This is a genomic window from Streptomyces sp. RLB3-17 (assembly GCF_007113425.2).
Lineage (GTDB): Bacteria > Actinomycetota > Actinomycetes > Streptomycetales > Streptomycetaceae > Streptomyces > Streptomyces mirabilis_D.
In genome coordinates this window covers 1,189,522-1,215,228 of record NZ_CP041610.2, presented here as the reverse complement: position 1 = coordinate 1,215,228, position 25,707 = coordinate 1,189,522, and the positions used below count along the sequence as shown (strand labels likewise).

Genomic DNA, 25,707 nt, shown 5'->3' with positions numbered 1-25,707 from the left:
CATGTCACGCTCGGCGCCGGTCAGGCGCCCATGTCGTAGATGTACCAGCCCTGCCAGCCGCCGTCCTGCGACCCGCCGTTGCAGGGGTAGCCGCGCAGCAGGTCGGAGCCGCCGTTACCGGCGTCGGAGTCGTCCAGGCAGCGGCCGGTGTTCGCGTTCTGGAGCACCTGCTGGTAGTAGGACGGGCTGGTGCCCGTATTGCGGTTGACGATCTTCCACTTCTGCCAGCCGCCGTCGTAACTACCCCCATTGCAGGAGTAGCCGCGGAGCAGCTCGGTCCCGTTCGGCCCGCCGTTTGAGTCGTCCAGGCACAGCCCAGTGCTCATGTTCTTGAGCTGGGCGTAGCCGTTGGGGTCCACGGAGATCACGTGCCACTTCTGCCAGCCCCCGCTGTAGCTGTTCTGGTAGCAGGGGAAGCCACGCAGGAGATTGCCGTCTTTGCTATTCGGGTCGATCGAGTCGTCCACGCATCGGTTGGTGTTGTCGTTCGGGCCGATCCAGTAGTCGTGCTCGACCTGCCAGTGGTCGGTGTTGACCCCGACCCCCGCGGCCGCCGTACCGGTCGCTACGGCAACGCCGCCGAGAGCGAGCCCGGCAGCCACAGCACCTTGGATAGCCCGCATGGTGACTTTCCGCATGGCGTTCACCCCATTCACGCATGGAAGGGTCAGTCCTGTCGCTTCCCTCGTGAGTGCCGTTCGGCCCGGTCCTGCGCGAAGCGGCAGGACCAGGCTGACGAGTTGATCTGGTGGAGTCCCGTTTCCCGTACGACTCCGGACAACCCCGCACACCCGGCCCGGCGGATTTTCACGCGCTCACCGCCGCTTCGCGCCAGGTGGAGGTGTTCGTGCCGGTGAGGCGGCGGATCAGTCAGCCGCCGCCCCAGTTGGGGGCGCCGAGGGTGTAGAGGAGGACGGTGACCGAGGCCAGGGTGAACGCGGTCAGCGTCAGGCGCTGCCAAGGGATGACTCGAAGCATTGAAGACTCCTTGAGTCGGTGGTGTCGGAGTGTGTCCGCCGGTGGATCAGTCAGCCGCCGGTCCAGGTGGGGGCGCCGAGGGTGTAGAGGAGGACGGTGACCGAGGCCAGGGTGAACGCGGTCAGCGTCAGGCGCTGCCAAGGGATGACTCGAAGCATTGAAGACTCCTTGAGTCGGTGGTGTCGGAGTGTGTCCGCCGGTGGATCAGTCAGCCGCCGCCCCAGCCGGGGGCGCCGAGGGTGTAGAGGAGGATGGTGACCGAGGCCAGGGTGAACGCGGTCAGCGTCAGGCGCTGCCAGGTGTGGGTGTGGGACATGGCTGGTTCCTTTCTTGAGCGGCGTTGGCTGGGTGGTGCATGGCGGTTGCGACGAGCAGGGCCGCGGCGATGGCCAGGAGCACGTCGCCGATACTGACGACGGCGTGGAGAGGCGGAAGGGGGATGGTGTCGCCCAGGGCGAGCAGACGGGTGCTGCGCCCGGCTGGCACGTTTTTGGCAGTCTGGGACCCGGCGCGCAGCCCGGCGACGGCCGCCGCGGAGAGGCTGTAGGGCATCCGGCCGTTGACGGCGATCGGCAGAGCGTTGAGGACGGCACCCGTGAGTGCCAGTCCCACCCCCGTCTTCAACGGCCAGGTCCTGTCTCGAGCGTTGACGCACAGCCAGAGGAGGGCAAGGGCGAAGGCCGACGCAAGCAGCGGTGCCCTGAGGTGGCGTTCGGCAGCGTCGGGAAGGCTGGTGGTAGCGAGCTGCGCGACCTGCACGGCGGCTGCGAGCCACAGCAGCCGCATCCATCGCAGCCGCACGCCCGGCAGCCTGCTCAGCCGGCCACCGCTGAGATACCCCGCAGCCGTTCCGACGGCAACCGGTCCTCCGAACAGGATCAGCGCGGTGGCGCTCATGGCCCCACCCCGCAGGTGACGCGCCCCTCCACGCTCGTCCCCCGCCTCACTGCATTCTGGCGCCGCAGGATCCAAGCGTTCCTGGGCGCGACTCCTCCAGTCCAACTGGGCATGCCTGATCCTTTCGGCGTACTCAAGTGGGGATCGGCTTGGAAGCGCGGCCGGTGCACCAACCTGCGGCAAGAATGGCAGTTATCGATAAACGTTTGAATGACGCACAGGCCACCGGTGAAAGAGGAATACGCCAGTCTGGATCCGTGGCATGGGTGCCTCCTTCCGCGATCGTCGTGACGCACGAGGGTTCCCGGCAGGGCGCATACCAGGGAACCCTCGTCTATCCCGTTACAAGCCCTCCGCGGTCACCACACCGAGGCGACCGGCGACTCCACGTCGCCGTAATAGCCGTACTTGCCGTTGATAGTGGCCCAGAAGCCCACCCGCACCACGTACGCGCCGCCAGTGTCAGGGTTGTAGTTCTGACCGTCGTCGCTGATCCAGATGGCGTCGTTGGTGCCAGGCCCGTACCAGCCCATGCAGTGGTAGTCGTGCACATAGGACCAGCCACCGCGGCCGTCCGACTTCCACAACTGCGCGCATGGGAAGACGGCCGGGTGGTCGGGGCCGCTGCCAGGGTCGAGCGTGACAGCAATGCGGGCGTAGAAGCCACGCCCGTTGTTGCCCAACTGGTCCTCGATGCAGGAGTCCAGGTGGATACCGTAGCCCTCGTAGGCGAAGCTGCCGTCTTGGGTGTGTTCGGAGCGGCAGCCCCAGTTGCTGGTCGCCGCCGAAGCGTTGCTCGTGCCTGCCACGACGCCGCCCAGCGCCAGCGTCCCCACCACGGCCGCGCGCGCTATCCGGCTGATCTTCTTCACAGAATCCCCCATTTCCCCAGGCCGCCATGTGACAGCCGGTGACAATCTTCGGTGGTCGTCATTGCGTGCCGGTGCCGGTGCCGGTGCCGGTGCCGGTGCCGGTGCCGGTGCCGACCCCGATGCCAGTGAGCACCGCGGCGGCGACGAGGCCGGCGCGGGCTATGTGGCTCATCTTCAAGGTCCGTTCCCTCCCCGTCAGTCTCCGGCGCTGTGCCGGAGGTCTCTTCGTCTGTATGAGTCTGCGGATGTTGACACCCGCGCGACAATGTTCTCGGTCAGGTCCGGACGGATCCGGTTGCCCCGGCTGGGCAGCGGGTCTTACAGGGGGAACGGCATGACGGAGGCACAGCCAGGCCCAGGAGCGTGTGAGCCGGCGGAAAGTGTGGCCGGCTACATTCACGACCTGCGGGCGCTGAAGGTGCGGGCGGGTCAGCCGTCCCTGCAGGAACTGCAGCGGCGCAGCGGCATCGCGCGCAGCACTTTGTCCGACGCACTCAACCCGCGTCGCCGTGAACTCCCGCGGTTGGAGGTCTGCCTCGCTCTCGTCCGCGCCTGCGGCGTGACACCGGCGGAGGAGGCGCAATGGCGGGCGCGGTGGCAGCACATTGCTCAGGCCCGCGAGGCGTTGCGCGCTATGCCGTCGGCTGGCGTGCCCGACCTGGCTGTCCCTGCGGAGTCGGCCGTGCCGCAGCAACTGCCGGCAGCGATACGGCACTTCACCGGGCGCGCCCGCGAGCTCAAAGAGCTCGACGCGCTGCTGGGCGATCAGATGCCCGGTTGCGGCACGGTCGTGATCTCGGCGATCGCCGGCACCGCCGGGGTGGGCAAGACCTCGTTGGCCCTGCACTTCGCGCACCGCGTGGCCCACCGCTTCCCCGACGGCCAGCTCTTCGCTAACCTGCGCGGCTTCGACCCCGCTGCCGCCCCGGTCGACGCCGCCGGCGTGGCGCGCGGCTTCCTGGACGCCCTCGGCGTACCGGCCCCTCGCATCCCACCCGACTCGGAGGGACAACTCGCGCTCTACCGCAGCCGACTGGCCGGCACCCGTACCCTGATCGTTCTCGACAACGCCCGCGAGGCGGAGCAGGTGCGCCCGCTGCTGCCGGGCTCGGACCGCTGCCTCGTGCTCGTCACCAGCAGAAACCGGCTCTCCGGCCTGATCGCCCTGGACGGCGCCGTTCCGCTCCCCCTTGACGTGCTCTCCCGTGAGGAGGCGCGCGAGTTGCTCTGGCGTCGGCTTGGCCCCGAGCCCGTCCTGGGCCATCCGGACGCGGCCGACGAGCTGATCGAGCTGTGCGCCCGGCTGCCGCTGGCCCTGAACATCGCTGCCGCACGCGCCGGCGACCACCCCGGCATCCCGTTGAGCGTCTGGGCGGACGAGCTGCGCGACACCCGCGCCCGTCTGGACCTGCTCGCAGCCGGCGACGGCTACGCCGATGTCCGGGCCGTGCTCTCCTGGTCCTACCGCGCCCTGGCCCCGGAGGCCGCCCGGCTGTTCCGGCTGCTCGGTCTGCACCCCGGGCCGGATATCAGTGCCGCCGCGGCGGCTAGCCTCGCGGGTCTGCCGCTGCCCCGGACCCGCACCCTCCTGGACGACCTCCACCGCGCCCATCTGGTCACCAGGCAGGGCCGTGAGCGGTACAGCTTCCACGACCTGCTGCGCGCGTACGCCATCGAGCAGATCGACGCGCACGACTCCACCGGCGTGCAGTCGGAGTCGACGCTGCGGATGCTCGACCACTATCTCCACACCGCGTACCGGGCGGGTTCCCTCGCCTACGCGGACGAAGCCTCCTGGCCGCCTTTGGACCTCGCGAAACGGGCCGTCGGGGTGACGCCCGAGGTCCTGACCGACCGTCAGCAGGCCCTGAGCTGGTACCGGGACGAGCAGACGGTGCTCGACCAGACCGTCGCCCGGGCCCGGCAGGAGGGGTTCGACAATCACGCCTGGCAGCTCGCCGGAACGCAGGTCTCCTACCTGCTCAAGTCGGGACTGTGGCAGCAGTGGCAGCAGATCAGCGAATTAGCGCTGGCCGCTGCCGAGCGAACCGGGGAACTCGACCGGCAGGCGCATGCCCACCGCTGGCTCGGCCAGGTACACCGCTCCCAGGGCCGCCAGCCCGAAGCCCATATCGAACTGCGGCGCGCCTTCGACCTCTTCGGCCAGGTCGGCGACCGCACGCGCCAGGGCAGGACCCAGATTGACATCGCCATCGCCTACGGCGAGGAACACGCCTACGTTGAGGCCATCGCCGAGGCACGCTTGGCGCTGGAGCTGTTCGAGGCTGTCGACGACCCCTCCGGACAAGCCACCGCCCTCAACAGCATCGGCTGGTACCTCACCCTCCGCGGTGAACCCCGGAAAGCGCTCCCGTACTGTCGCCGGGCGCTGGAACTGTCCCGCGCCTGCGGAAACCTGCCCGCCCAGTCGTCCACCCTGGACAGCATCGGCTTCATCCACCATCACCTGGGCGAGTACCACGAGGCGCTCCCCGCGTACCTCGAGTCCCTACAGCTGCGTCAGGCGATCGGCGACTACTTCCTCCAGGCCGAGATCCACACCCACATCGGCGACACCTATCTCGCGCTCGGCGACACCCTCGCAGCCCGCCGCTCCTGGAGGGCAAGCCTCGACATCCTGGACGACCTTCAGCACCGCGACGCCGACGCAGTCCGTGCCCGCCTGGACAGGCACCAGGACAAGAGCAGCTGACGGGTTGTACGGACTTCGGCGTAACTTCCCTTGGGCGTTTCCCCTTGAGCGTGGACACCCTGATCATTGGATCGTGCTCGAGCGGGAGATCCTGCGGAGGGCCGCGAAGTATTTTGCGGCGGAGACCAGCTGGTGAGCAGCCGCTTCCAGTTCGTCGAGGATCACCGTGGCGCCTTCGGCGTCAAGCGGCTGTGCCGGATACTCACGCTCTCGCGTTCCGGCTTCTACCGATGGCTGGCCGGCGCGGACGCGCGAGCCAGCCGGGCCCGGGCGGACGCCGAGCTCGCCGAACGCATCGCCCAGATCCATCAGGAATCGGACGGTACCTACGGGGTCCCGCGCGTCACCGCCGAGCTGAGGGACTCCGGTCGGAGGGGCAATCACAAGCGCGTCGAGCGCGTCATGCGCAAGTTCCACATCGTCGGGCTGCACCTGCGCAAGAAGGTCCGCACCACTATTCCCGAGCCGTCAGCGACACCGGTGCCAGACCTGCTCCAGCGAGACTTCACCGCCCAGGAGCCGAACACCAAGTACGTGGGCGACATAACCTATCTCCCCATCGGCAACGGCCAATTCCTATATCTGGCACCGGTGTTGGATCTGTGCTCGAAACGCCTGGCGGGCTGGTCGATCGCCGACCACATGCGCGCCGAGCTGATAACCGACGCGCTCAAGGCCGCCGCGAGAGCCCGGGGTGCCGACGGACTGCGCGGGGCGATCTTCCACAGCGACAACGGGGCGCAAGGTGGATTCAACTGGTCGTCGCAACACTTTGATCTCGGAGGTGTGCGACGTGGCCACGGCGGACTGGAGTTTGAAGACCAGCGATGTTCCGGAGGGTCGGCGTCGGCAGTGGCGCGCTGATCGTGCGTTGCGGCCGGCGATGCGTTCGCCGGGGCGGCCTGATCCGTCTCGAGTCGTGCAGCGCCAGTTCTGGCGACTGATCGCCACGGGGGTCACGACGGTGGAGGCGTCGTTGGCGGTCGGCGTGTCGTGGCCGGTGGGTGCGAGGTGGTTTCGTCACGCTGGCGGCATGCCTCCGATCTCGTTGGCCGAGCCCACGGGCCGGTACCTCGCGTTCGAGGAGCGCGAGGAGATCGCGATCCTCAGGGCGATGAACAAGGGCGTGCGCGAGATCGCCCGCGCCCTGGGGCGTGACCCCGGAACGATCTCTCGCGAACTGCGCCGCAACGCCGCCACGCGCAGCGGCAAGCAGGAGTACCGCGCGACGGTCGCCCAGTGGAAAGCACAGCAGGCCGCCAAGCGCCCGAAGACCGCGAAACTCACAGGCAACGACAGGTTGCGTGAGTACGTGCAGGACCGGCTCGCCGGCGGCGTCCGCCGCCCCGACAACACGATCGTCCCCGGACCCAGGACGCTCGCATGGAAAGGGCTGAACAAGCCGCACCGGCAGGACAGACGATGGGCGACGGCATGGAGCCCGGAGCAGATCTCGCACCGTCTCCCTGTCGACTTCCCCGATGATGAGTCCATGCGCATCAGCCACGAAGCGATCTACCAGGCGCTGTTCATCGAGGGCCGTGGCGCGCTCAAGCGGGAACTGGTCACGTGCCTGCGCACCGGCCGGGCGCTGCGGACTCCCCGTGCACGGTCGCAGAACAAACCGCAGGGGCATGTCACCGCGGACGTCATCCTCAGTGAACGCCCCGCCGAGGCCGCAGACCGCGCGGTCCCCGGACACTGGGAAGGAGATTTGATCATCGGGACGGGTCGCTCCGCGATCGGCACGCTGGTCGAGCGCAGCAGCCGCTCCACGCTCCTGGTGCACCTGCCCCGGCTCGAGGGCTGGGGCGAGAATCCGCCCGTGAAGAACGGCACCTCGCTCGGGGGCTATGGCGCGATCGCGATGAACGCGGCGCTCAGGACGTCGATGACGCAGCTGCCCGAGCAGCTACGCAAAACCCTCACCTGGGACCGCGGAAAGGAACTCTCCGGCCACGCCCAGTTCGCCCTCGATACCGGGACGAAGGTGTTCTTCGCCGATCCCCACTCGCCCTGGCAACGACCGACGAACGAGAACACGAACGGGCTGTTGCGTCAGTACTTCCCGAAGGGCACCGATCTGTCCCGGTGGTCGTCCACGGACCTCGAAGCCGTCGCCATGGCGATCAACAACCGGCCGCGCAAAGTCCTGGGTTGGCGGACGCCGGCCGAGGTCTTCGAAGAACAGCTACGCTCGCTGCAACAGCCCGGTGTTGCAACGACTGGTTGAACTCGCCCAATATGTGTCGAAGGAGTTCGCCCAGGTCTGCTCGGAGCTGGGCGTGACCAGATCGCGCGGCGCGGTCGGCACAAGCGCGGACAACGCCGCCGCGGAAAGTCTGAACGCGACCATGAAGCGCGAGACGCTCCAGGGCCGCAAGCGATGGAACGGGGCCAGTGAGGCACGCCTCGCGGTCTTCCGATGGGCGACCCGCTACGACACCCGCCGACGGCACTCGCGCCTCGGCCAGATCAGCCCCATCACCTACGAACAGCGATCAACTACGCTGGCCACCGCCGCATGACAACCGGTGTCCACAATCTTGGGGAAGCCCCCGTTGTCTACATCCACCACAGGACGACCGTCGGCAGCGTGGGCCAGCGTCATGGCAAGCCAGTACTCCACCGGTGGAGGCATGTCACCGCCGCTGGCGACCCCGAGGCAGAGTTCGAGCGGCAGCTCGCCCGCGAAGGTTCCCTGGATCCGCAACCAGATGCAGTACATCGAGCGGTTGCGGACGGCTCTCGGAGCCGCGGCTCCCGCCGCTTTCCACGAGCGGCTGCTGACCGACCTACGGCGGCTCCTCAAGGCCCGGGCCGGGAGCGCGGGCCCGGTCCGCCGCCACGCCCGGCGTCGCCCCGGCACGTCGACTGGTGCAGTCGCCGCGCTGCACCCGTCGTAGGCGGCCCCGACGACGGGTGCGAAGCACCACGCAGCCTGGGCCAGGATGGAAGGCGCTGGAAGCCATGCTGGGCCAGCTCTTTGCGACGCAGACCAGGGCCCCTTCGCCGCCCGACGCTGCCAACTCGCTCAAGTCGGCCACGCACGGCGGCCGTGGTCCTCGCCAGCCGTAACACGCGGCCGGTCGGGTGCGGATTGTTCCCGTGTCAGAGGCCCCGGCTCACGCTCGCCGAGCGATCCGACGCATTCGGCTGGCCGACCGCAGGGAATGACGACGCCCGGATCCGCCCCCTCACCCAGCAACTGATGGTCGTGTGGTGTGACGGTCCGGCTTCAACGAAACGCCCCAGGCGGTGTCACTGGCCGTCGGTAGCGTGGCCGCCGTGATGGTGGGCACCGGAGATATTGGTAACCCCGGCTGGTCGTGCTGCGCGGCAACAGCGCCTCGGGGAAGTCGTCCGTCGCGGCCGGCCTGCGCGAGAAGTTCGGCCGCGGCCTCGCCCTGGTCGGCCAGGACAACCTCCGTCGCACCGTGCTGCGCGAGCGCGACCGGCCAGGAGTGGCCAACATCGGCCTGATCGGACTGACGGCCGGCTATGCCCTGGACGCCGGATACCACGTCGTTGTCGACGGCATCGTGTACGCCGACCGTTATGGCGACATGCTCGCCCAACTGTGCGCCGACCACTGCGGCCCGACCCACGGCTATTACCTGGATGTGCCTTTCGCGGAAACCGTTGCCCGGCACGCCAGGACAGTGAGTCCTCACGTGCGCAGCCTCCACCCGATGCCCTCGGCCTCAAGCTTGCAACCTACCGGGTCGTCACCATCAAGTAGCCGATCTTCTTCACGCGGCCGTGGTGGGCGACAATCGTCACGGGGTAGCGGCCCGGCTTGATGTCTGTACGGACGGTGGCCGTGTTGAAGTAGCGGGGGTCGTCGCCGTCGGCGCTCTTGCTGGAGTCGCGGTTGAGGTGAAGTACGTGGGTGAACGCGGGTGAGGTGGCGGTCAGCCGTGTGTCCTCGCCCGCATCCGGTTCCTTGTCGTGCCACACGACCGAGACCCGCCCTCCGGCGCGGACCTTGAAGTCGTGTCCGTGACCGCTGTCGGGGCCGCCGGTGCTTGGGTCGTAGAAGTCGGGGCCGTACGCTGTGCCGAGGTAGTCGGGTTCGCCTGGACGGGACGCTCGGACCGTCAGGCCCCTTGCGGTGAGGGGGTGGCCGTGCGGACCGTACAGCTCGAAGGTGTAGGTGCCATCCGCAAGGCCGGGTTTGAGCTCCGGCTGGGCGGAAAAGGCCCGAGGGTTGTAGAAGTCGTATGTGGTGTCGTGGACGAGACGCACGGGCCTGGGCAGAGCTACGGACCGTACGGTGAAATCGGTGCCCCGCTCACCTGGGTACAGGTCGTCGAAGTGCAGCGACACCGACTCCCCGGGGCGGGCCACCCTCGACGACGCCAGCACGGTGAACGACGGGCTCTGGGAGCGCACGACCTGAACCTTGTCGCGAGCCACCGTGTGGCCTGCGACGGTGACCGACAGCGGGTACCAGCCGGGCTTGTCCGTCATCGCGAGGGCCGCCACGGTCCAGTAGACCCCGTCCTGCCATCGCATCCGTGCGGGTGCAGCGAACGCGCGCGAGTCGGCGGTCACCCCGTCGCGTCCCTGGGTGCGGCTGATGCCGTCGATTCGTATGTCGACCAGTTCCCCAGGGCGGGCGTCGAGCTGGCCGTTCAGGATCAGCACGGGCTTGCGGTGCGTGGCGGTAGACGTGCTCGCGGCGTTGTCCGGGGTCTTGTCCGCCCTGGTCGCGGACACGCCCGGACTCTGCCTCGCTCCGGGTGTACACGCCGACATGGCGCACCCGCACAGCGCGAGACCAGCCGCCGTGACGCCTATGAGCCTGGACCAGTTCATCCTCGCCCCCAGCCTTTGTCGTACCAAAAGACGATGGAATGGCGCTGTTGGTTGTCGGCGGACAGGTCCAGGTTGGTGGGTGGGGCAGGCCGGCCAGGGGACGGCGAGGGGATCGGCGCCTCGGGTGTGTTCTCGCGCGCGATGACGGGGCCACGCGCGACGTCTGGCAGACAAGTTGCCCGGCCGAACTCCTCTGCCGCGTCGGCGATCTCAAGCGCTGGGCCCGCGACCGGTCCTGCGCCGCCTCTTGCTCCACCGGCCTGGAGCGAACGGACCGTCGTGCGGGTGGCATTACTACCCCCGTGTCCGTGTTCAGAAGGGATGCAGTGCGTCCGGCGCAGGGATCGCGGCTGGTGGCCGGTAGGTGGGTTCGCGGTGCCGGCTGCCGTTGTTGAAGGCGAGTCGGGGTCGCGGTGCTGTAGCTCTTGGCGGAGTTGGGCGAGTGCCCGGTGCAGGTTTCAATCTCTCTGCGACTGGCGTGATCACGGCGCCGAACTGATCGTTTCAGAATGCTGTCCGACGCACAGCGCGTTAACGGTCTCGTGGCGGGCAATGGCGGCGGACGTCATCTGTAGTGGTGCTCCTTGAGGTTCGGTTGCGCGGTGATCAGCCGGTTGTTGGTGTTCACGGAGACCCCGGTAGTGCCCTGTTTCATGGCGCTGACGGCGAACCATCGCACAAGCCGACGCTGCTGTGTGGGGAGAGTTGAACGAGCAACTCGTCGCGTTCGGCCTCGATCTCGCGAATGGCGTCCTCGGTGATCCGCTTGTGCGGCCGCATCGCTACTGCCTGCTGTCCGCCGGCACTGCGCCGGTGGGTGTTGCGACCAGAGATATACGAGATGGGCTTCGCATGGCTGTTCACGGCGGCCAGGCGGCGCTACCACGCAGAACGGAAAAGGATCAGGGACAGGAAGAGCTGACCGACGACCCCGCCGCCTTGCAGACGCCACGGCCGGGGGCTGCTGGTGGAAAGCGCGTGTTTGCTTGGCTGGTGTGCGGTCTGCCGGATTGTCAGTGCCGTCAAGTTGGCGGAGGCTCACTGCACTGAGCGTTCCAATGCATCTCGATGATCGGAAACCCACTGATAGGCCGATTGAACTTGCCTCACTGCCCCTGCGTCACGGAGCCGGGCCATGGCGAGGTCACCCGCATCGGCCTGGGTCTCGATGCTCCGCCAGCACCGGTCCTGCCACCACAAGATCGTGGACACGAGACGTTGCCGGTCGGACAACTCGTAGCTGTCAACGATCAGCCTCATCCGTCGGGCTACCTTCTCGGCGTCGCCGCTTCACTGTGCGGACTGCGTCGGAGACTGGCCAGGGCGCTGCGCGCGGCAAAGGACGGCCCAGTCCTGGCATTGGGGGGTTTTCCCCAGTGGCGGCGGCAAAGCGGCTGCGTAGGATCGCGGCGACTGATCACCGATTCAACTCGCTTCACACGGGGGACTTTCATGAAACGCCCGCAGACGCGCATTCTCACAGCGGTGACTCTGGCTGCTCTCACGGTCAGCGGGCTGTCCTCGTGCTCGGCCCTGAGCCAGAAGACCTTCGAGGACGATGCCAAGGTGCCTCAGCGAATCACCTCAATCCGTCTCGACAACGGGAACGGAGATGTGAAGGTAGACGCTTCGGCCGACGCCTCCACGATCTCCGTGCACCGCAAGGTCAACTACCGCGGTGACAAGCCGAGTGGCACGTCCTTCCGCGCCAGGGACGGCGTCCTTGTGCTGTCCGGCTGCGGCAAGAACTGCGGCGTCGACTACATCGTCAAAGTGCCCGCCGGCCTTCCGGTGACGGGAGGCACGTCCAACGGTGACGTCGACGTCAAGGACGTCAAGGGCGGCGGCATCGACACGCAGACATCGAACGGCGAGGTGACGATCCAGACGGCCACCCCGCAGGACGTCACGGCTCGCACGACCAGCGGCAACCTCACGGTCACCACGCCACCTGCCAAGTACCAGATCGCGGCGAACGACTCCCACGGTGACAAGAACGTGGCGTTCAAGAACGATCCGTCAGGCACGTACCGCCTGGATCTGTCGACAACGAGCGGTGACTTGACTGTGAAGTCGGCAGCCTAGTACTCCAGCAGCACTTTGACGTTTTCCCTGTTCAGGGTCGGTCTGGGTGAGTGTAGAGGGCTGATGGCCGGCCTGTGTTCTCTTTCCCGGGCCGCCCCTCGATCGTGTGCAGCCGCCGCTGATAGTGACAGCGGTCCGGGCAGCCTCCCGGCGTGATCGACGAGCGTGCAGTTGAGATCTGGAACGACGAACTCGAGGAACTGTTCCTGCGTACCGGCCACCGCTTCAGGCGTGTCGAGCCGCGTCGCCGGATGCGTGACTACATCCGTGGACTACTGGGCCCGGTCGGCCGCAAAAACGGCTGGCAGCTGGCCGAATACGCCGGACACCGCACACCCGACCGCCTCCAGCGGCTCCTCAACGGCGCCCGCTGGGACGCCGATGAGCTCCGCGACGACCTCCAGCACTACGTAGCCGAACGGCTCGGCGAGCCCGACGGGATCCTCATCCTCGACGACACCGGCTTCCTCAAGAAAGGCACCACCTCGGCCGGCGTCCAGCGCCAGTACTCCGGCACCGCCGGCCGCACCGAAAACTGCCAGATCGGCGTGTTCGCCGCCTACGCCACCACACACGGACGCGCCCTGGTGGACCGGGAGTTGTACCTGCCCAAGACCTGGACCGACGACCGCGACCGCTGCCGCGCCGCTCACATCCCCAACGAGCGGACTTTCGCCACCAAACCCGACCTGGCCAAGGCCATGGTGCTGCGGGCGATCGCCTCACCGCTGCCGATCGCCTGGGTGACCGCGGACGCCGCCTACGGCCAGGAATGGCGGCTGCGCCACATGCTGGAGGAGACCAGCCTGGGGTATGTACTCGCGGTTCCCAAGTCCCAGCAGGTGCCCCACTTCGGACGCATCGACCACCTCTTCTCCCAAGCACCCGACGAAGCGTGGGAGAGACGTTCGTGCGGTGACGGGGCCAAGGGCCCGCGCGTCTACCACTGGGCCGCCCTGCAGATCACGCCCATCGAGGACTTCGACGACGAGATGCCCACCCACCAGCGGTGGGCACTGGCCCGCCGCAGCATCAACAAGCCCGAAGAGATCGCCTACTACCTCGCCTACGCACCGCTCGGCACCACCATCGAGCACTTGGTCCGCGTCGCCGGGACGCGCTGGGCCATCGAGGAAGCCTTCCAGGCCGCGAAGAACGAATGCGGCCTCGACCAGTACGAAGTCCGCCGCTACACCGGCTGGATGCGGCACATCACCCTGGCCATGCTGGCGCATGCCTTCCTGGCCGTCATGGCCGTCGACGCCGCGGCAAAAGGGGCAGCAGAAACGGTTCCTGCCTCGCGCCCCTCACCGTGGCAGAAATTCGGCGGCTCCTGGCAACTGGCCACTCATCCATCGCCGTTCACCAGCCCCTCATCAGCGCACGCGCGTTGAGGTGGTCACACTGGCGCAGACGACGCAAGCCGTCGCCCGCCGCTGTCACTATCAGCGGCGGCTGCACACGATCGAGGGGCGGCCCGGGAAAGAGAACACAGGCCGCCATCAGCCCTCTACACTCACCCAGACCGACCCTGAACAGGGAAAACGTCAGTGCTGCTGGAGTACTAGTACTCCAGCCGTAGATCGTGATCTTGTGGAGTGGGGGCGCCGCTGATATGGCGCGGCCACCATTGACCATCTCGACGAGACCGGCCGCGCCATCGGCGGCGTCCATCCCCTCTGCCTACTTGAGTCCACCGAGACGAAGGGCATCCTCGATCTCGCTGAGCTTCGCGGACGGCAGGACGCCCGCCTGCCCGGTCAGGGTCTTCCCTGGCCAGGGTGACCAGCCAAGTGCAAGGGATGAGGTCGGGACGTGGAAGTGCGACTCTCAGGACGCCTTCGAGAGGCAGTCCTTCGGGGGGCACCTACTGCCACCTCAACGGCCACGCCGCTGAGATCGGTGCCCGCGGGAGCGACGACCTGCATCGCCAAGAAACCGGACGCCTCTTCCCGACAGCAGTACGACTGCCCGCTGCTCGTTGAAATCTGCCCACCAGACTTCGCCACGTCGCATATGTCCTCCTGATACGGGACGGTGCGCCTGCGTCGCCCTTCGACCGCCGCCTACCCAGGCACAGATCGTAATGTTGGCTGGTCAGGGCCGACGATAAGACGGCTGCGGCCACCGTTGATCATCGTGAGTTGTGTGGACTGACGAAGAGACGGTGGCCGCAGGTCACAGCATAGAACCCGCCCGTTGGCGGGACGCGTTCGAGGGTCTGATGGGCCGGATCGCGGGGCGCTTCGCGCGGGTCGAACCCCGGCGCAGGGCGGCGCGGTTGGTGCTCGGTCTATTGGCCGACCTGCCACGCAAGAACTGCTGGACAATCGCGGAGTGGGCGGCGAGACCACTCCGGACGGTATGCAGCACCTGTTGGGCCGGGCCAAGTGGGATGCCGATGCGGTACGCGATGACGTACGGGAGTACGTGGTGGAGCATCTGCACGACGACCGGGCGGTACTGGTGGTCGACGAGACCGGGGACGTGAAGAAGGGCACCAGCACGGTCGGGGTACAGCGCCAGTACACCGGCACCGCTGGCAGGATTGAGAACTCCCAAGTCGCTGTCTATCTGGTCTACGCAGGTCAGCGCGGCCACACCGCCGTGGACCGGGAACTCTACGTTCCGCGCTCCTGGACCTTGGACCCCGACCGCTGCCGGGCTGCGGGCCTGGACGAGGACATCGTCTTCGCGACCAAGCCGGAGCTGGCCACTCGTATGGTCGCCCGGTTCCTGGACGCCGCCATCAGGCTGCCTGGGTGGCGGGGACGAGGTCTACGGCGGCAACCCGAAGCTGCGAACCGCACTGGAGGAACGCGGCACCGGCTACGTCCTTGCGGTGGCCTGCTCGCACGAAGTCACCACCGGTGCGGGGAAGTTCCGTGCGGACATCTTGTCCAAGAAGGTGCCCAAGCGGGCCTGGCAGAAGCTATCGGCAGGGGCCGGGGCCAAGGGGCACCGCTTCTACAACTGGGCAGTCATCGACCTCGCCGACCCCCGCCCCGGGAGTCGTCAGCTGCTGATCCGCCGTAACCGCAGCACCGGTGAACTCGCCTACTACCGCTGCTACTCGCCCGCGTCCGTGCCGTTGGCCGTGCTGGTCAGAGTCGCTGGATCAAGATGGCGGGTGGAGGAGTTCTTCCAATCCGGAAAGGGCCTGGCCGCACTCGACGAGCACCAGGTTCGCCGCTATACCTCCTGGTCCCGCTGGGTCACCCTCGCCATGCTCGCTCACGCCTTCCTCGCCGTCGTCCGCGCCGACGAACACGCCCGCCATCCCGCCCCGGACGAGCTGATCCCGCTCACCTGCAACGAGATCCAGCGACTGTTCACGACGCTGATCGTCCGGCTCGTGCACGATGCAGCCCACCGGCTCCGCTGGTCCGCCTGGCGCCGCCGCCACCAGGCCCGAGCCCAGGTCAGCCATTACCGCCGACAAGCCGCGAATCAGACATGAAGATCACGATCTACGGCTGGAGTACTAGTACTCCAGCAGCACTTTGACGTTTTCCCTGTTCAGGGTCGGTCTGGGTGAGTGTAGAGGGCTGATGGCGGCCTGTGTTCTCTTTCCCGGGCCGCCCCTCGATCGTGTGCAGCCGCCGCTGATAGTGACAGCGGCGGGCGACGGCTTGGCGTCGTCTGCGCCAGTGTGACCACCTCAACGCGCGTGCGCTGATGAGGGGCTGGTGAACGGCGATGGATGAGTGGCCAGTTGCCAGGAGCCGCCGAATTTCTGCCACGGTGAGGGGGCGAGGCAGGAACCGTTTCTGCTGCCCCTTTGCCGCGGCGTCGACGGCCATGACGGCCAGGAAGGCATGCGCCAGCATGGCCAGGGTGATGTGCCGCATCCAGCCGGTGTAGCGGCGGACTTCGTACTGGTCGAGGCCGCATTCGTTCTTCGCGGCCTGGAAGGCTTCCTCGATGGCCCAGCGCGTCCCGGCGACGCGGACCAAGTGCTCGATGGTGGTGCCGAGCGGTGCGTAGGCGAGGTAGTAGGCGATCTCTTCGGGCTTGTTGATGCTGCGGCGGGCCAGTGCCCACCGCTGGTGGGTGGGCATCTCGTCGTCGAAGTCCTCGATGGGCGTGATCTGCAGGGCGGCCCAGTGGTAGACGCGCGGGCCCTTGGCCCCGTCACCGCACGAACGTCTCTCCCACGCTTCGTCGGGTGCTTGGGAGAAGAGGTGGTCGATGCGTCCGAAGTGGGGCACCTGCTGGGACTTGGGAACCGCGAGTACATACCCCAGGCTGGTCTCCTCCAGCATGTGGCGCAGCCGCCATTCCTGGCCGTAGGCGGCGTCCGCGGTCACCCAGGCGATCGGCAGCGGTGAGGCGATCGCCCGCAGCACCATGGCCTTGGCCAGGTCGGGTTTGGTGGCGAAAGTCCGCTCGTTGGGGATGTGAGCGGCGCGGCAGCGGTCGCGGTCGTCGGTCCAGGTCTTGGGCAGGTACAACTCCCGGTCCACCAGGGCGCGTCCGTGTGTGGTGGCGTAGGCGGCGAACACGCCGATCTGGCAGTTTTCGGTGCGGCCGGCGGTGCCGGAGTACTGGCGCTGGACGCCGGCCGAGGTGGTGCCTTTCTTGAGGAAGCCGGTGTCGTCGAGGATGAGGATCCCGTCGGGCTCGCCGAGCCGTTCGGCTACGTAGTGCTGGAGGTCGTCGCGGAGCTCATCGGCGTCCCAGCGGGCGCCGTTGAGGAGCCGCTGGAGGCGGTCGGGTGTGCGGTGTCCGGCGTATTCGGCCAGCTGCCAGCCGTTTTTGCGGCCGACCGGGCCCAGTAGTCCACGGATGTAGTCACGCATCCGGCGACGCGGCTCGACACGCCTGAAGCGGTGGCCGGTACGCAGGAACAGTTCCTCGAGTTCGTCGTTCCAGATCTCAACTGCACGCTCGTCGATCACGCCGGGAGGCTGCCCGGACCGCTGTCACTATCAGCGGCGGCTGCACACGATCGAGGGGCGGCCCGGGAAAGAGAACACAGGCCGGCCATCAGCCCTCTACACTCACCCAGACCGACCCTGAACAGGGAAAACGTCAAAGTGCTGCTGGAGTACTAGCCTGTGGTCGGGGTCAGCGCAGGCGGACCACGGTGACCACTGCATGCCGGGTAGCGCCTGCCACGACCTCTACGACGACCTCCCCGCTTACGGGTGTATAGGCGTCGCCGTCCTGCGTGTGCGCGCGCCCGGACTGGGGGACCAGGCGTGGGGCGATCCGGGTGGCGAGTGCTGTGGTCAGGCGCTGGGACAGCGCGATCCGTCCGTCGGGGAGCCGTACGGCGAGTGCCTTCGGGTGCCGGGCGGTGCCGGTGAACCCGGCCACGGTCGCGTCGATCGTGTCGGCGTGGCGGATCTTCAACCACGCTCCGGTGCGGCCGGCCCGGTAGGGGGAGGTGGTGCGTTTGGAGACGATGCCTTCGATGCCCTGGTGGTGGAGGGTGTTGTACCAGGTGAGTGCGGTGTCTCGGTCGGTGGTGGCGGAGACGGCCTGGATCGGGGTGTTCGCGGGCAGGCCTGTCAGGAGGTTGAGGAGGGCTGGGCGGCGCTCGTTGTACGGGCGCGGCCGGACATTGCCGGACGGTAGTTGCAGGGTGTCGAAGGCGATGTAGTGGGCGGGGCGCTGGGCGGCCAGGCGGTGGGCGCGGGTGGGGGAGGAGGCGGCTCGGGCCTGTGCGGCCTCGAAGCTGATCCGTCCGTCCTCGGTGGTGATCACGGCTTCGCCGTCGAGGACGGTCCCGGCCTGGAGGTGGTGGCCGTCGAGGGCGAGGTCGCCCCATGCGGCGGTGACGTCGCGTCCGGAGCGGGCCTGGAGGCGGACGCCGTCGTCGGTCCGCCACATGATCATTCTGTGGCCGTCGAGTTTCATCTCGTAGCTCCAGTCCGCGCCGGTGGGAAGTTCCGGTACGGACTGGGCGAGGGCGACGGAGACGGGCCAGTCCACTCGTCCAGCCTGCGGCGGCTGCAGTCGTGGTGCCCGTTGGCGTCCTCGGGGGAGAGGGCCGTGACGGGGGCTGACTCCGTCGGTGGTGTGCCGAACCGCACCATGCCGCACCGCAGCGCCACCGTGGGTTCGGCGGTGAGACGTGCTGCGGCGGGGAGCCGAAGAGTGCTGTCAGGTGAGGAATTGCGGGGTCAGCTCGTAGTGGCGGCTCACGCGCACGCCGGTTTGGTCGAGTTCGAAGTTGACCTGCCAGATCTCGATGCCGCGCTTCACGGCTCGGGTCACCTGGGCTTTGATTTCGCTGTGGTGGCTGCTCTTTTGAACCTGGAAGCCGGGGTTGTCGTAGAGGAAGCAGACCAGGAGGATCGCGCGTTCGTGGGCTTCGAGGCTGCGGCCGAGTTCGCCGATGTGCCTGATGAGCCGGTCGGTTGCGGTCAGGGGCGGGCGTGGCCGGGTGTGGATGTGGTCGCCGAGGAGCACCTGGAGGTTGTCCAGGGGGGTCTTCACCTCGACGTAGGTGTCGTCGTTGACGAGGAAGTCGAGCCGTGACTGGCCGAGGAACTGCTCTCGTTGGACGGTTTCCGCGGTGACGATCTGCGGCAGGAGCCCGCTGATGAGGGCCTGTTCGACGTAGCGGTTGGCTGCGGTCTGGTTGATGCCGATCCAGGCGGGTTGTGGGGTGCCGGGCGGATCGACGCAGACCGCCTCGACGGTGTACGGGGTCTTGCGGGTGCTGCTGTGGCTGCGGGACAGCAGGCAGGGCAGGCCGTCCAGGACGAGGTTGCCGATGCGGCCGGTGGTCGGGCAGTGGCAGGCGACCGCCGTTCCCTCGACGTCGACGTCGATGACGAACCGGTTGGGGCGCCGGATGATGGTGGCCTGCGTCAGAGGCTCGGGGAAGTAGATCTTGTCGCCTCTCGCCTCGAGTGCTGCGGCGGTGTCCGTCATGCTGCCTTCGTTCATGTGCGTGCGGGTGACACGGCGGGCCCGGCCTGATCGAGGGCCGGGGCCCGCCGTGAGGTGGTGTGGCCGGCGGTCAGCTCTGGTGCTGGGCGAGGGCCTGGGCGACGGCTTCCTTGACGGCGGTGGTGGGGCGGCCGAGCAGGTTCTGCAACTCCCTGCTGTCGGTGTACCAGCCGCCGCGCGCGGCACCGGCGCTGTTGTCGGCGATGGCGTCGGTGAGGAACTGCGGCAGGCCCACGCTCGCGAGCGTCTGGGAGTACTCGGCCGGCGGCATGTCGGTGTAGGTGACGGTTGTGCCGGTCTGGGCGGTGGTCTCTGTGGCCAGGTCGTTCATGGTGAACGCGGTGCCGCCGAGCTCGTAGACCCTGTTGTCCACCGGTTCGCCGGCAGCCACGGAGGCGGCTGCGGCGGCGAGGTCCGCGCGGGTCGCGCCGGAGATCTTCCCGTCGCCCGCGGAGCCGATGATGGTGCCGTACTGGAGCCACATTCGGATGTTGGCGGTGTAGTTCTCGATGTAGGAGCCGTTGCGCAGGATCGCGTACGGGATGCCCGAGGCGCGGATGAGCTCCTCAGTGCGGGCGTGCGGCTCGGCCATGGCGATGCCGCTGCTGTCGGCGTTGAGGTAACTGGTGTAGATCAGCGCGGTGGCTCCGGCGTCCTTCGCCGCGCGGACCACGCCTGCGTGCTGCTCGGCCTGGCGGCCGAACTCGCTGGAGGAGATGAACAGCAGCCGCTCCACGCCGTTGAACGCGGAGGCGAGCGTCGCGGGATTGTCGTAGTCGGCCTCGCGGACCTGGATGCCACGCCCGGCCAGGTCGGTGGCCTTCTCCGGGGTCCGGACGGCCGCCACGATCTGGTCGGCGGGCACACCGCGCTCGAGGAGTTCGTCGATGACGAGGCGGCCGAAGTGACCGGTGGCGGCGGTGACGGTGATCATGGTGGGAAGCTTTCTTCGCAGGGGCCGGGGGCTGGGCTCTCGCGCCGCCGGCCGACGCATGGTGGTTGCGGTTGCCAGGGGGTGCGGTGGGGCCGGGGCGGGTCCGCCGCCGTCGCGCGGACGGACGGCAGCCCCGCTTTGCGGACTGGTCAGTGCTGGGGGTTGCCTCCGGCCTGGATCAGCGGGCTGAGGTCGAAGACGCTGATCACGTGGGTGATCTTGCCGTCCTTGACGGTGATGTAGTCGATGCCGCGGAAGTCCTTCTTGAAGGGCGTGTCGGTGGTGTAAACGGTCGCTGCGTGGGTGTCGTTGCCCAGCACGTCGATTACCGTGCCGCTGATGAGGGCGCTTGCGAACGGTTCCAGGAACTCGCGGTAGCGGGCCAGGCCTTCGAAGTGGCCGTTCGGGGCCTCGCACACGACGTCGTCGGCGAGGAAGCCCAGCGCCTTCTCGACGTCGCGGCCGAGCCAGGCGCGGACGAACTCGTCGGCGATCTTTTGGGCGGAGCCGTTGGTGGCAGTCATGGGAAGCATTCCTTTCAAGGTGTTTTCGTCCCTCACTGCGCGACAAACGTGGCATGGGCGCACGTGGGTCGCTTGTCGGGGGAGCCGGATCGCCGGGTGGGCGGCCGGGCAGGTTCGTGTCTCATCTTGGCCAGCGATACCTGACAGTGAGCGTCATGTATCTCCGGGATCTTCGGGGATTTGCTCCTTCGGGGTTCCGGGCCAACCTCGCGCTTCGGAACGCAGGAGGGTCTCGTCGCCTGCGGGGGAGTGAGAGTGCAGCTCACAGGGCCTTGAGCTGGGCGGCGACGACGTCCGCCAGCGCAGTGGCGGGCCGTCCGAGGAGCTGTTCGAGGTCGGTGCTGGGGGTGAACCAGTCGCCGTGTGTGACGGCCAGGCTGGTGTCGGCCAGCAGGTCGGCGAACGCCTGCGGCACGCCCTGGGCGGCAAGGGCCTGGGCGTACTGATCGACGGGCAGGTCCTGGTAGACCAAGGGCTTGCCGGCCTGCCGGGAGATCTCGGCGGCAACGTCCGCGAGTGTGAAGGGGGTGCCGCCGAGTTCGTAGACGCGGCCGGTGCTTCCCGCCCCGTAGACACCGCCTGCATGGCCCTGGCCGGTCAGGACCGCTGCCGCGGCGGCGGCGAGGTCGGCCCGTGAGGCCCCGGAGACCTTGCCGTCGGCTCCGCAGCCGTACATCACGCCGGAGTCCAGAGCGGGGGCGAGGTCACCGAGCTCGCCGGTATAGAGCTCGGTGTAGCCGCCGTTGCGCAGGAAGACGAACGGGATCCCGGACTGACGGATGTACGCCTCGGCCTGCTTGTGCTCGTCGGCCAGCCGCAGGGTGCTGGTGGGCGTGTTGACGAAGCCGGTGTAGGCGATTAGGGGAACCTGCGCATCGACCGCCGCATCGACGGCGTTCTTCATCTGCGGGAAGCGCCGACCGTACTCGGCGGACGGGATGAGCAGCAGCTGGTCGGCACCCGCGAAGGCCGGCGCGAGGGTGTGCGGCTCGGTGTAGTCCGCGTGGCGGACCTGCACTCCCAGCTCAGCGAGGTCGGTGGCCTTCTGCGGGGAACGCACGGCGGCGGTGATCTGGTCCGCGGGCATACCGCGCTGGAGCAGCTCGGCGACGACGAGGCGGCCGAGGCGGCCGGTGGCCGCAGTGACGGTGATCATTCTCAGGGACTCTTTCTAAGAAGCAGCACAGGAGCCTGTACGCCCAGCGCCGGGCCGTGCGTGAGCGGACTGAGCCCCCAGGATTAGGGCCGCACGCCCGCGGCAGGCGTACCCATCATCAGGACCCATACCTGACACATAGCGTCATGTTTCCCAGCGGATTTGTCTGGCTCGGAAGCGGATGAGTGTCCGTCTGAGGCAATGCCCTGCCGACGCCCGCGCCGCCGGGCAAGCGGCCGGGCGTCGTGAGCCACCGGCATCAGGTGGCCAGCCTGCACGAAGCCGGGGCGACACGCTGCCCTGGAGAAACCAGACATCACAGCGGTCCTGAGCTGGTGGAACCCGATGTTGCGCAGCCTGCGGCCCCGGCTCTGGGGGTTCGGAAAATCCCCTCACATACATGACGCGATGTGTCAGGTATGGCTGGATACGTTGGCTGGGCAACGAAACGAAGCGGCACCCGTGCCCGGCTCGCCGCCTGCCCGCACCCATAAGCGCGGCACATCGATGGAGCCAGGTTCGGACCCGCACGCGTGCCCCCGCTCGGGCAGCCAGGCATCCCCCAGGAGACACACATGCACAGGATTCAGTACCACACCTACGGCGGCCCGGAGACGATGCGGCTGGAGGAGTTCGAGCTCCCCTCCCCGGGGAAGGGTGAGGTCGCGGTCACGGTCAGGGCCACGTCGGTGAACCCGATCGACTGGAAGCTGCGCCAGGGCCAGCTGAAGATGATGACCGGCCGCTCCTTCCCCCGCGCGATGGGCTCGGACTTCTCCGGCGTTGTCGGCGCCGTAAGCCCGGACGTCACCCGGTTCAAGCCGGGCGATGAGGTCTTCGGCATCGCGCGTCTGAAGGAGAGCGGAGCGTTCGCCGAAGCCGTCGTCACGCTGGAGTCCTACCTGGCCGTCAAGCCTGCCGAGCTGTCCTTCGAGCAGGCCGCGGCGCTGCCGACCGGCGCGGTCATGGCCTGGAACGGGCTGGTCGAACGCGCCCGGCTGCGCTCCGGGCAGCGCGTGTTCGTCGCCGGCGCCACGGGCGGCGTCGGCGAGGCCGTCGTACAGGTGGCCCGCATGCTCGGTGCGACCGTCGCGGGCAGCACTGGTGCCGCATCACTCGAGCGCGCCCGCGACCTCGCTGTCGAGCCGGTCTTCGATTACGCGCGCACCGACCTTGGGCAGCGCGACGACCTGCGCGGCGCGTTCGACATCGTCTTCGACACCTCCGGATCCCTGCCCGTGAAGACCGCACTGCGCATGCTGAAGAAGAACGGCGTCTTCCTGGATGTCAACGCCACCCCGGCCAAGTTCCTCCACGCCGCCCTGATCCGGCGCCACAAGATCTTCTTCTGCACGCCGACCACGCAGATCCTCACCGACGCCGCCCGCGCGGCCGTCGACGGCCACATCCGGATGTCGATCGGCGAGACCGTACCCTTCGCATCCGGCATCGACCTGATCACCAGCCTGGAGAAGGGCCGCAAGATCCCCGGCAAGGGACTCATCGTCATGGACGCGCGTCCCTGAGCGGGCGCGTCAGCTCGCCGCTCCCCGCCGGTGCCACGGCCAGTACGGCGACGTTGGCCGTGCTCGGCGGCCGGTCCGCCTTTCAAAGAAGTCCGACTCCTGGCGGCCCCGGCACTGACCCAGGGGCGCCGGTGCCGGGTGTCAGGCGCCGCGGCCCTCGGTGTACACGGAGACGGTCTCCTGCGCCCGGCGCACCAAGATCTCGCGCAGTTCCGCGGGCTCCATCACCTCGACCGCCGGGCCGAACACCAGCAGCTGTTCGGCCGACCGAAGCGCCGGGAACCGCAGCTCCAGCTCCACCGGTTCCCCTTCGCCGGCCGCCTCCGTCTCAGCCTCCTCAAAGGCAGGCGCAGGACCTGCGAGGTCGGCTTCGTGGTAGCGCAGGAACCGGGCCAGCACCGACCGCTGCACCCGCGCGACCACCCGCACCGGGGCCGGGATCTGGTCGATGCTCTGCCGCAGCACCTCCCACACATCCGCCAGCTCCACCCCGTCACGGCGGTGCACCGGCTCGTCGACCAACGACGCCGACAGCATCCGGTCCGAACGGAACATCATCGGCTGCCCCCGGTGATCCGCCACCAAGTACCAGGCCCCGGCCTTGCTCACCAGCCCGTACGGATCCAGCGTGTACGAGCGCACCTGAGCGTCACGGCCGTGCCGGTAGCGCAGCCGCAGCCGCCGGTCGTTGAACACCGCCGCCTGCAGCACACCGAGATCGACCGCCGAAGGCCGCGGGCCGCTGCGCCAGCGCACCGGATCGATCATGATCCGCCTGCTCGCCAGATCGGCGTCCCCGCGAAACGGCGCCGGCAGGGCCGCCATCACCTTGCGCAACGCCGAACCGATCGCCTGCCCCAACCCCAGATCCGCATGCGCTTGCTCCGTGACCAAAACGAACAACGCACGAGCCTCGTCGGCGGTCAGACCGGTGACATCGGTCCGGTACCCCGGCAGCAACGCGATACCGCCCTTACTCCCGCGTTCCGCATACACCGGCACCCCTGCGGCCGACAGCGCCTCGACATCCCGGAAGATGGTGCGCACCGACACCTCCAGGCGCGACGCCAGCTCACTGGCAGGCACCTGCCCATGCGTCTGCAGCAACAGCAGGATGGACAGCAACCGGTCCGACTTCATACCCCAAGCATGATGCATATACATGACGGTCAGCGTCATGTATGCCCCGCGACACCGACGCGCAAGGCGGCGGGAGAGCGACCCCGCTGGGATACACCGCTCAACAGCGGGCCGAGCGGGGCGACTACGTCAGCTCCCAGCCTGCACCGGGGGATCCCTTAGAAGGACAACGGACAGCTGCAAACTCTGTCCATATTTTCATCTCGTAGCTCCAGTCCGTTCCGGTGGGCAGTTCCGGTACGGACTGTGCGAGGGAGATGGAGGCGGGCCAGTCCACCCGTCCAGCCTGCGGCGGCCGTGGCCGCGGCGCCTGTCGGTGCAGTCGGGAAGCGGGCCGTGCCGGGGGCTCACAGGCTGGTTGTAGGATCTCGCGCTTCGCTGCATACACCAAGGCTGTGACCTGCGGCTTCTCGCGGTGCCTCACGCTGCTTCATCTGCGGTTGTCTCGGCTCTCGGTGCATCCCCGCCAGGTTTGGCGACACGGGTGTGGTTCCTCCCGTGCCGCGCGGCGCCCTCGTGATGTCAGGCGGCGCGCTTCACGTGGCGGACCAGCCACATCAGCAGGGCGTCCAGGTCGGCGGCGGCCGAGAGGACCCGGTCGACCGCCTCGGGGGTGTGCAGCCACTCCTCGCAGCCGAGGGGACGGGCGGCTATCAGCGAACGGTGGCGCAGCAGGTTCGTACGGGTGTGGTTCGTCGGATAGCCGCGTGGGGGGCGTTTCATCAGGTCCCCGGAGATGTCGTAGCCCTTCCTCCGCACGTCCTCGACGATGGCGGCCAGTTCGCGGCCGCTCCCCTCGGAGGCCACGGCTTTGCGGAACATGTCCACCTGGCCGGGATCGGGGTACCACCAGGCACCCTGGACCCGCAGGCCGTCCAGGGCGAACCGCAGACCGATCTCGATCTTGCGGCCGAGCCGGATCACCGCGCTCTGGTGCTGCCACCACCAGGAGTCGGTGCGGTAGTGCCAGACGGAGAAGTCCTCGTATCGGGGGTCGGTGTCCGCGACCTCGTTGAGCAGGGCGATCATCGGCTGCCGCACCAGGCGTTCGCGGTCCGCGCGATAGCGCTCGCGGGTCGCGTGGGTCGGTTCGCCCTGGAGCTGCCACAACACGTCCATGGCCTGCTCCGGCCAGCCGGTGAACTGTCCGCGCAT

19 protein-coding genes and 6 pseudogenes are annotated in these 25,707 nt (G+C 68.1%); 10 read left to right on the top strand and 15 right to left on the bottom strand.

Annotated elements, in window-relative coordinates; genetic code table 11:
* Nucleotides 1–20: 20 nt before the first annotated feature.
* The 3 genes from FNV62_RS05790 to FNV62_RS05780 all read right to left on the bottom strand — a co-directional run bounded on the left by FNV62_RS05790 (nucleotide 21) and on the right by FNV62_RS05780 (nucleotide 2,747).
* Nucleotides 21–602: an RICIN domain-containing protein gene (locus FNV62_RS05790; protein ID WP_164331587.1), complete on the bottom strand. Its 582-nt coding sequence runs from the start codon at nucleotides 600–602 to the stop codon at nucleotides 21–23.
* Between the two features lie 661 nt (nucleotides 603–1,263).
* A complete protein-coding gene (locus FNV62_RS05785; RefSeq protein WP_143600189.1) occupies nucleotides 1,264–1,875 on the bottom strand; it encodes a DUF5317 family protein in 612 nt (203 codons plus the stop codon).
* A 359-nt stretch (nucleotides 1,876–2,234) separates the two neighbouring features.
* On the bottom strand, nucleotides 2,235–2,747 hold the full coding sequence (locus FNV62_RS05780) for a hypothetical protein (RefSeq protein ID WP_144314779.1): 513 nt from the start codon (nucleotides 2,745–2,747) through the stop codon (nucleotides 2,235–2,237).
* Nucleotides 2,748–3,129: 382 nt separating this feature from the next.
* On the opposite strand from FNV62_RS05780, the gene FNV62_RS05775 reads away from it, so the two are divergent.
* The 6 genes and pseudogenes from FNV62_RS05775 to FNV62_RS55360 all read left to right on the top strand — a co-directional run.
* Nucleotides 3,130–5,460: an ATP-binding protein gene (locus tag FNV62_RS05775; protein ID WP_164657606.1), complete on the top strand. Its 2,331-nt coding sequence runs from the start codon at nucleotides 3,130–3,132 to the stop codon at nucleotides 5,458–5,460.
* Nucleotides 5,461–5,539: 79 nt separating this feature from the next.
* Nucleotides 5,540–6,208: pseudogene (locus FNV62_RS05770) on the top strand (IS3 family transposase); the annotation flags it as partial.
* Nucleotides 6,209–6,493: 285 nt separating this feature from the next.
* Complete coding sequence (locus FNV62_RS05765) at nucleotides 6,494–7,693, top strand: IS30 family transposase (protein ID WP_186003052.1); 1,200 nt, start codon at nucleotides 6,494–6,496, stop codon at nucleotides 7,691–7,693.
* A 4-nt stretch (nucleotides 7,694–7,697) separates the two neighbouring features.
* Nucleotides 7,698–7,988 (top strand): annotated as a pseudogene (locus tag FNV62_RS05760) (integrase core domain-containing protein); the annotation flags it as partial.
* An 81-nt stretch (nucleotides 7,989–8,069) separates the two neighbouring features.
* Nucleotides 8,070–8,366, top strand: a complete 297-nt coding sequence (locus FNV62_RS05755; RefSeq protein WP_144314777.1) for a hypothetical protein — start codon at nucleotides 8,070–8,072, stop codon at nucleotides 8,364–8,366.
* A gap of 417 nt (nucleotides 8,367–8,783) precedes the next feature.
* Nucleotides 8,784–9,116: pseudogene (locus FNV62_RS55360) on the top strand (kinase); the annotation flags it as partial.
* Nucleotides 9,117–9,177: 61 nt separating this feature from the next.
* On the opposite strand, the gene FNV62_RS05745 reads toward FNV62_RS55360, so the two are convergent.
* Together FNV62_RS05745 and FNV62_RS05740 are read right to left on the bottom strand one after the other, a co-directional pair.
* On the bottom strand, nucleotides 9,178–10,221 hold the full coding sequence (locus FNV62_RS05745; RefSeq protein ID WP_413083913.1) for a hypothetical protein: 1,044 nt from the start codon (nucleotides 10,219–10,221) through the stop codon (nucleotides 9,178–9,180).
* A 711-nt stretch (nucleotides 10,222–10,932) separates the two neighbouring features.
* Nucleotides 10,933–11,145, bottom strand: coding sequence for a hypothetical protein (locus tag FNV62_RS05740; RefSeq protein WP_164657605.1), 213 nt, complete (start codon nucleotides 11,143–11,145; stop codon nucleotides 10,933–10,935).
* Between the two features lie 750 nt (nucleotides 11,146–11,895).
* Between FNV62_RS05740 and FNV62_RS05735 the strand changes: the two genes are divergently transcribed.
* Nucleotides 11,896–12,366 carry a DUF4097 family beta strand repeat-containing protein gene (locus FNV62_RS05735; protein ID WP_225900158.1) on the top strand — a complete coding sequence of 157 codons (471 nt, stop codon included), beginning with the start codon at nucleotides 11,896–11,898 and terminating at the stop codon, nucleotides 12,364–12,366.
* 155 nt (nucleotides 12,367–12,521) lie between these two features.
* Nucleotides 12,522–13,760, top strand: coding sequence for an IS701 family transposase (locus tag FNV62_RS05730; protein ID WP_375336837.1), 1,239 nt, complete (start codon nucleotides 12,522–12,524; stop codon nucleotides 13,758–13,760).
* Here FNV62_RS05730 and FNV62_RS05725 read toward each other — a convergent pair.
* The gene (locus FNV62_RS05725; RefSeq protein WP_144314774.1) at nucleotides 13,729–14,040 is read right to left on the bottom strand and encodes a hypothetical protein; all 312 of its coding nucleotides are present in this window, start codon (nucleotides 14,038–14,040) and stop codon (nucleotides 13,729–13,731) included. The genes FNV62_RS05730 and FNV62_RS05725 overlap by 32 nt on opposite strands.
* Before the next feature lie 18 nt (nucleotides 14,041–14,058).
* Nucleotides 14,059–14,382: pseudogene (locus FNV62_RS55355) on the bottom strand (type II toxin-antitoxin system PemK/MazF family toxin); the annotation flags it as partial.
* A 208-nt stretch (nucleotides 14,383–14,590) separates the two neighbouring features.
* On the opposite strand from FNV62_RS55355, the pseudogene FNV62_RS05715 reads away from it, so the two are divergent.
* Nucleotides 14,591–15,826, top strand: a pseudogene (locus tag FNV62_RS05715) (IS701 family transposase).
* A gap of 307 nt (nucleotides 15,827–16,133) precedes the next feature.
* On the opposite strand, the pseudogene FNV62_RS05710 reads toward FNV62_RS05715, so the two are convergent.
* From FNV62_RS05710 to FNV62_RS05685, 6 genes and pseudogenes are all read right to left on the bottom strand, one after another.
* A pseudogene (locus tag FNV62_RS05710) lies at nucleotides 16,134–17,264 on the bottom strand (IS701 family transposase); the annotation flags it as partial.
* 172 nt (nucleotides 17,265–17,436) lie between these two features.
* Nucleotides 17,437–18,306 carry a DNA ligase gene (locus tag FNV62_RS05705; RefSeq protein ID WP_144314773.1) on the bottom strand — a complete coding sequence of 290 codons (870 nt, stop codon included), beginning with the start codon at nucleotides 18,304–18,306 and terminating at the stop codon, nucleotides 17,437–17,439.
* Between the two features lie 171 nt (nucleotides 18,307–18,477).
* Complete coding sequence (locus FNV62_RS05700) at nucleotides 18,478–19,269, bottom strand: DNA/RNA nuclease SfsA (protein ID WP_205523127.1); 792 nt, start codon at nucleotides 19,267–19,269, stop codon at nucleotides 18,478–18,480.
* Nucleotides 19,270–19,342: 73 nt separating this feature from the next.
* Nucleotides 19,343–20,206, bottom strand: a complete 864-nt coding sequence (locus FNV62_RS05695; RefSeq protein WP_144314772.1) for an NAD(P)H-binding protein — start codon at nucleotides 20,204–20,206, stop codon at nucleotides 19,343–19,345.
* A gap of 149 nt (nucleotides 20,207–20,355) precedes the next feature.
* Nucleotides 20,356–20,730, bottom strand: coding sequence for a nuclear transport factor 2 family protein (locus FNV62_RS05690; protein WP_225900157.1), 375 nt, complete (start codon nucleotides 20,728–20,730; stop codon nucleotides 20,356–20,358).
* A 262-nt stretch (nucleotides 20,731–20,992) separates the two neighbouring features.
* Nucleotides 20,993–21,886, bottom strand: coding sequence for an SDR family oxidoreductase (locus FNV62_RS05685; protein ID WP_144314770.1), 894 nt, complete (start codon nucleotides 21,884–21,886; stop codon nucleotides 20,993–20,995).
* Between the two features lie 575 nt (nucleotides 21,887–22,461).
* Between FNV62_RS05685 and FNV62_RS05680 the strand changes: the two genes are divergently transcribed.
* The gene (locus FNV62_RS05680; RefSeq protein WP_144314769.1) at nucleotides 22,462–23,412 is read left to right on the top strand and encodes an NAD(P)-dependent alcohol dehydrogenase; all 951 of its coding nucleotides are present in this window, start codon (nucleotides 22,462–22,464) and stop codon (nucleotides 23,410–23,412) included.
* Nucleotides 23,413–23,553: 141 nt separating this feature from the next.
* On the opposite strand, the gene FNV62_RS05675 is transcribed toward FNV62_RS05680, so the two are convergent.
* Together FNV62_RS05675 and FNV62_RS05670 are read right to left on the bottom strand one after the other, a co-directional pair.
* Nucleotides 23,554–24,552: a helix-turn-helix transcriptional regulator gene (locus tag FNV62_RS05675; RefSeq protein WP_144314768.1), complete on the bottom strand. Its 999-nt coding sequence runs from the start codon at nucleotides 24,550–24,552 to the stop codon at nucleotides 23,554–23,556.
* A 522-nt stretch (nucleotides 24,553–25,074) separates the two neighbouring features.
* On the bottom strand, nucleotides 25,075–25,707 hold the full coding sequence (locus tag FNV62_RS05670) for a DUF2461 family protein (RefSeq protein WP_225900156.1): 633 nt from the start codon (nucleotides 25,705–25,707) through the stop codon (nucleotides 25,075–25,077).

What these genes read in the sequence shown, in the direction of transcription:
- FNV62_RS05785 (WP_143600189.1), bottom strand. Translation starts at nt 1,875, where the DNA reads ATGAGCGCCACCGCGCTGATCCTGTTCGGAGGACCGGTTGCCGTCGGA.
- FNV62_RS05765 (WP_186003052.1), top strand. Translation starts at nt 6,494, where the DNA reads ATGCCTCCGATCTCGTTGGCCGAGCCCACGGGCCGGTACCTCGCGTTC.
- FNV62_RS05755 (WP_144314777.1), top strand. Translation starts at nt 8,070, where the DNA reads ATGGCAAGCCAGTACTCCACCGGTGGAGGCATGTCACCGCCGCTGGCG.
- FNV62_RS05745 (WP_413083913.1), bottom strand. Translation starts at nt 10,221, where the DNA reads ATGTCGGCGTGTACACCCGGAGCGAGGCAGAGTCCGGGCGTGTCCGCG.
- FNV62_RS05725 (WP_144314774.1), bottom strand. Translation starts at nt 14,040, where the DNA reads ATGGACGCCGCCGATGGCGCGGCCGGTCTCGTCGAGATGGTCAATGGT.
- FNV62_RS05700 (WP_205523127.1), bottom strand. Translation starts at nt 19,269, where the DNA reads ATGAACGAAGGCAGCATGACGGACACCGCCGCAGCACTCGAGGCGAGA.
- FNV62_RS05695 (WP_144314772.1), bottom strand. Translation starts at nt 20,206, where the DNA reads ATGATCACCGTCACCGCCGCCACCGGTCACTTCGGCCGCCTCGTCATC.
- FNV62_RS05690 (WP_225900157.1), bottom strand. Translation starts at nt 20,730, where the DNA reads ATGACTGCCACCAACGGCTCCGCCCAAAAGATCGCCGACGAGTTCGTC.
- FNV62_RS05685 (WP_144314770.1), bottom strand. Translation starts at nt 21,886, where the DNA reads ATGATCACCGTCACTGCGGCCACCGGCCGCCTCGGCCGCCTCGTCGTC.
- FNV62_RS05680 (WP_144314769.1), top strand. Translation starts at nt 22,462, where the DNA reads ATGCACAGGATTCAGTACCACACCTACGGCGGCCCGGAGACGATGCGG.
- FNV62_RS05675 (WP_144314768.1), bottom strand. Translation starts at nt 24,552, where the DNA reads ATGAAGTCGGACCGGTTGCTGTCCATCCTGCTGTTGCTGCAGACGCAT.
- FNV62_RS05670 (WP_225900156.1), bottom strand. Translation starts at nt 25,707, where the DNA reads ATGCGCGGACAGTTCACCGGCTGGCCGGAGCAGGCCATGGACGTGTTG.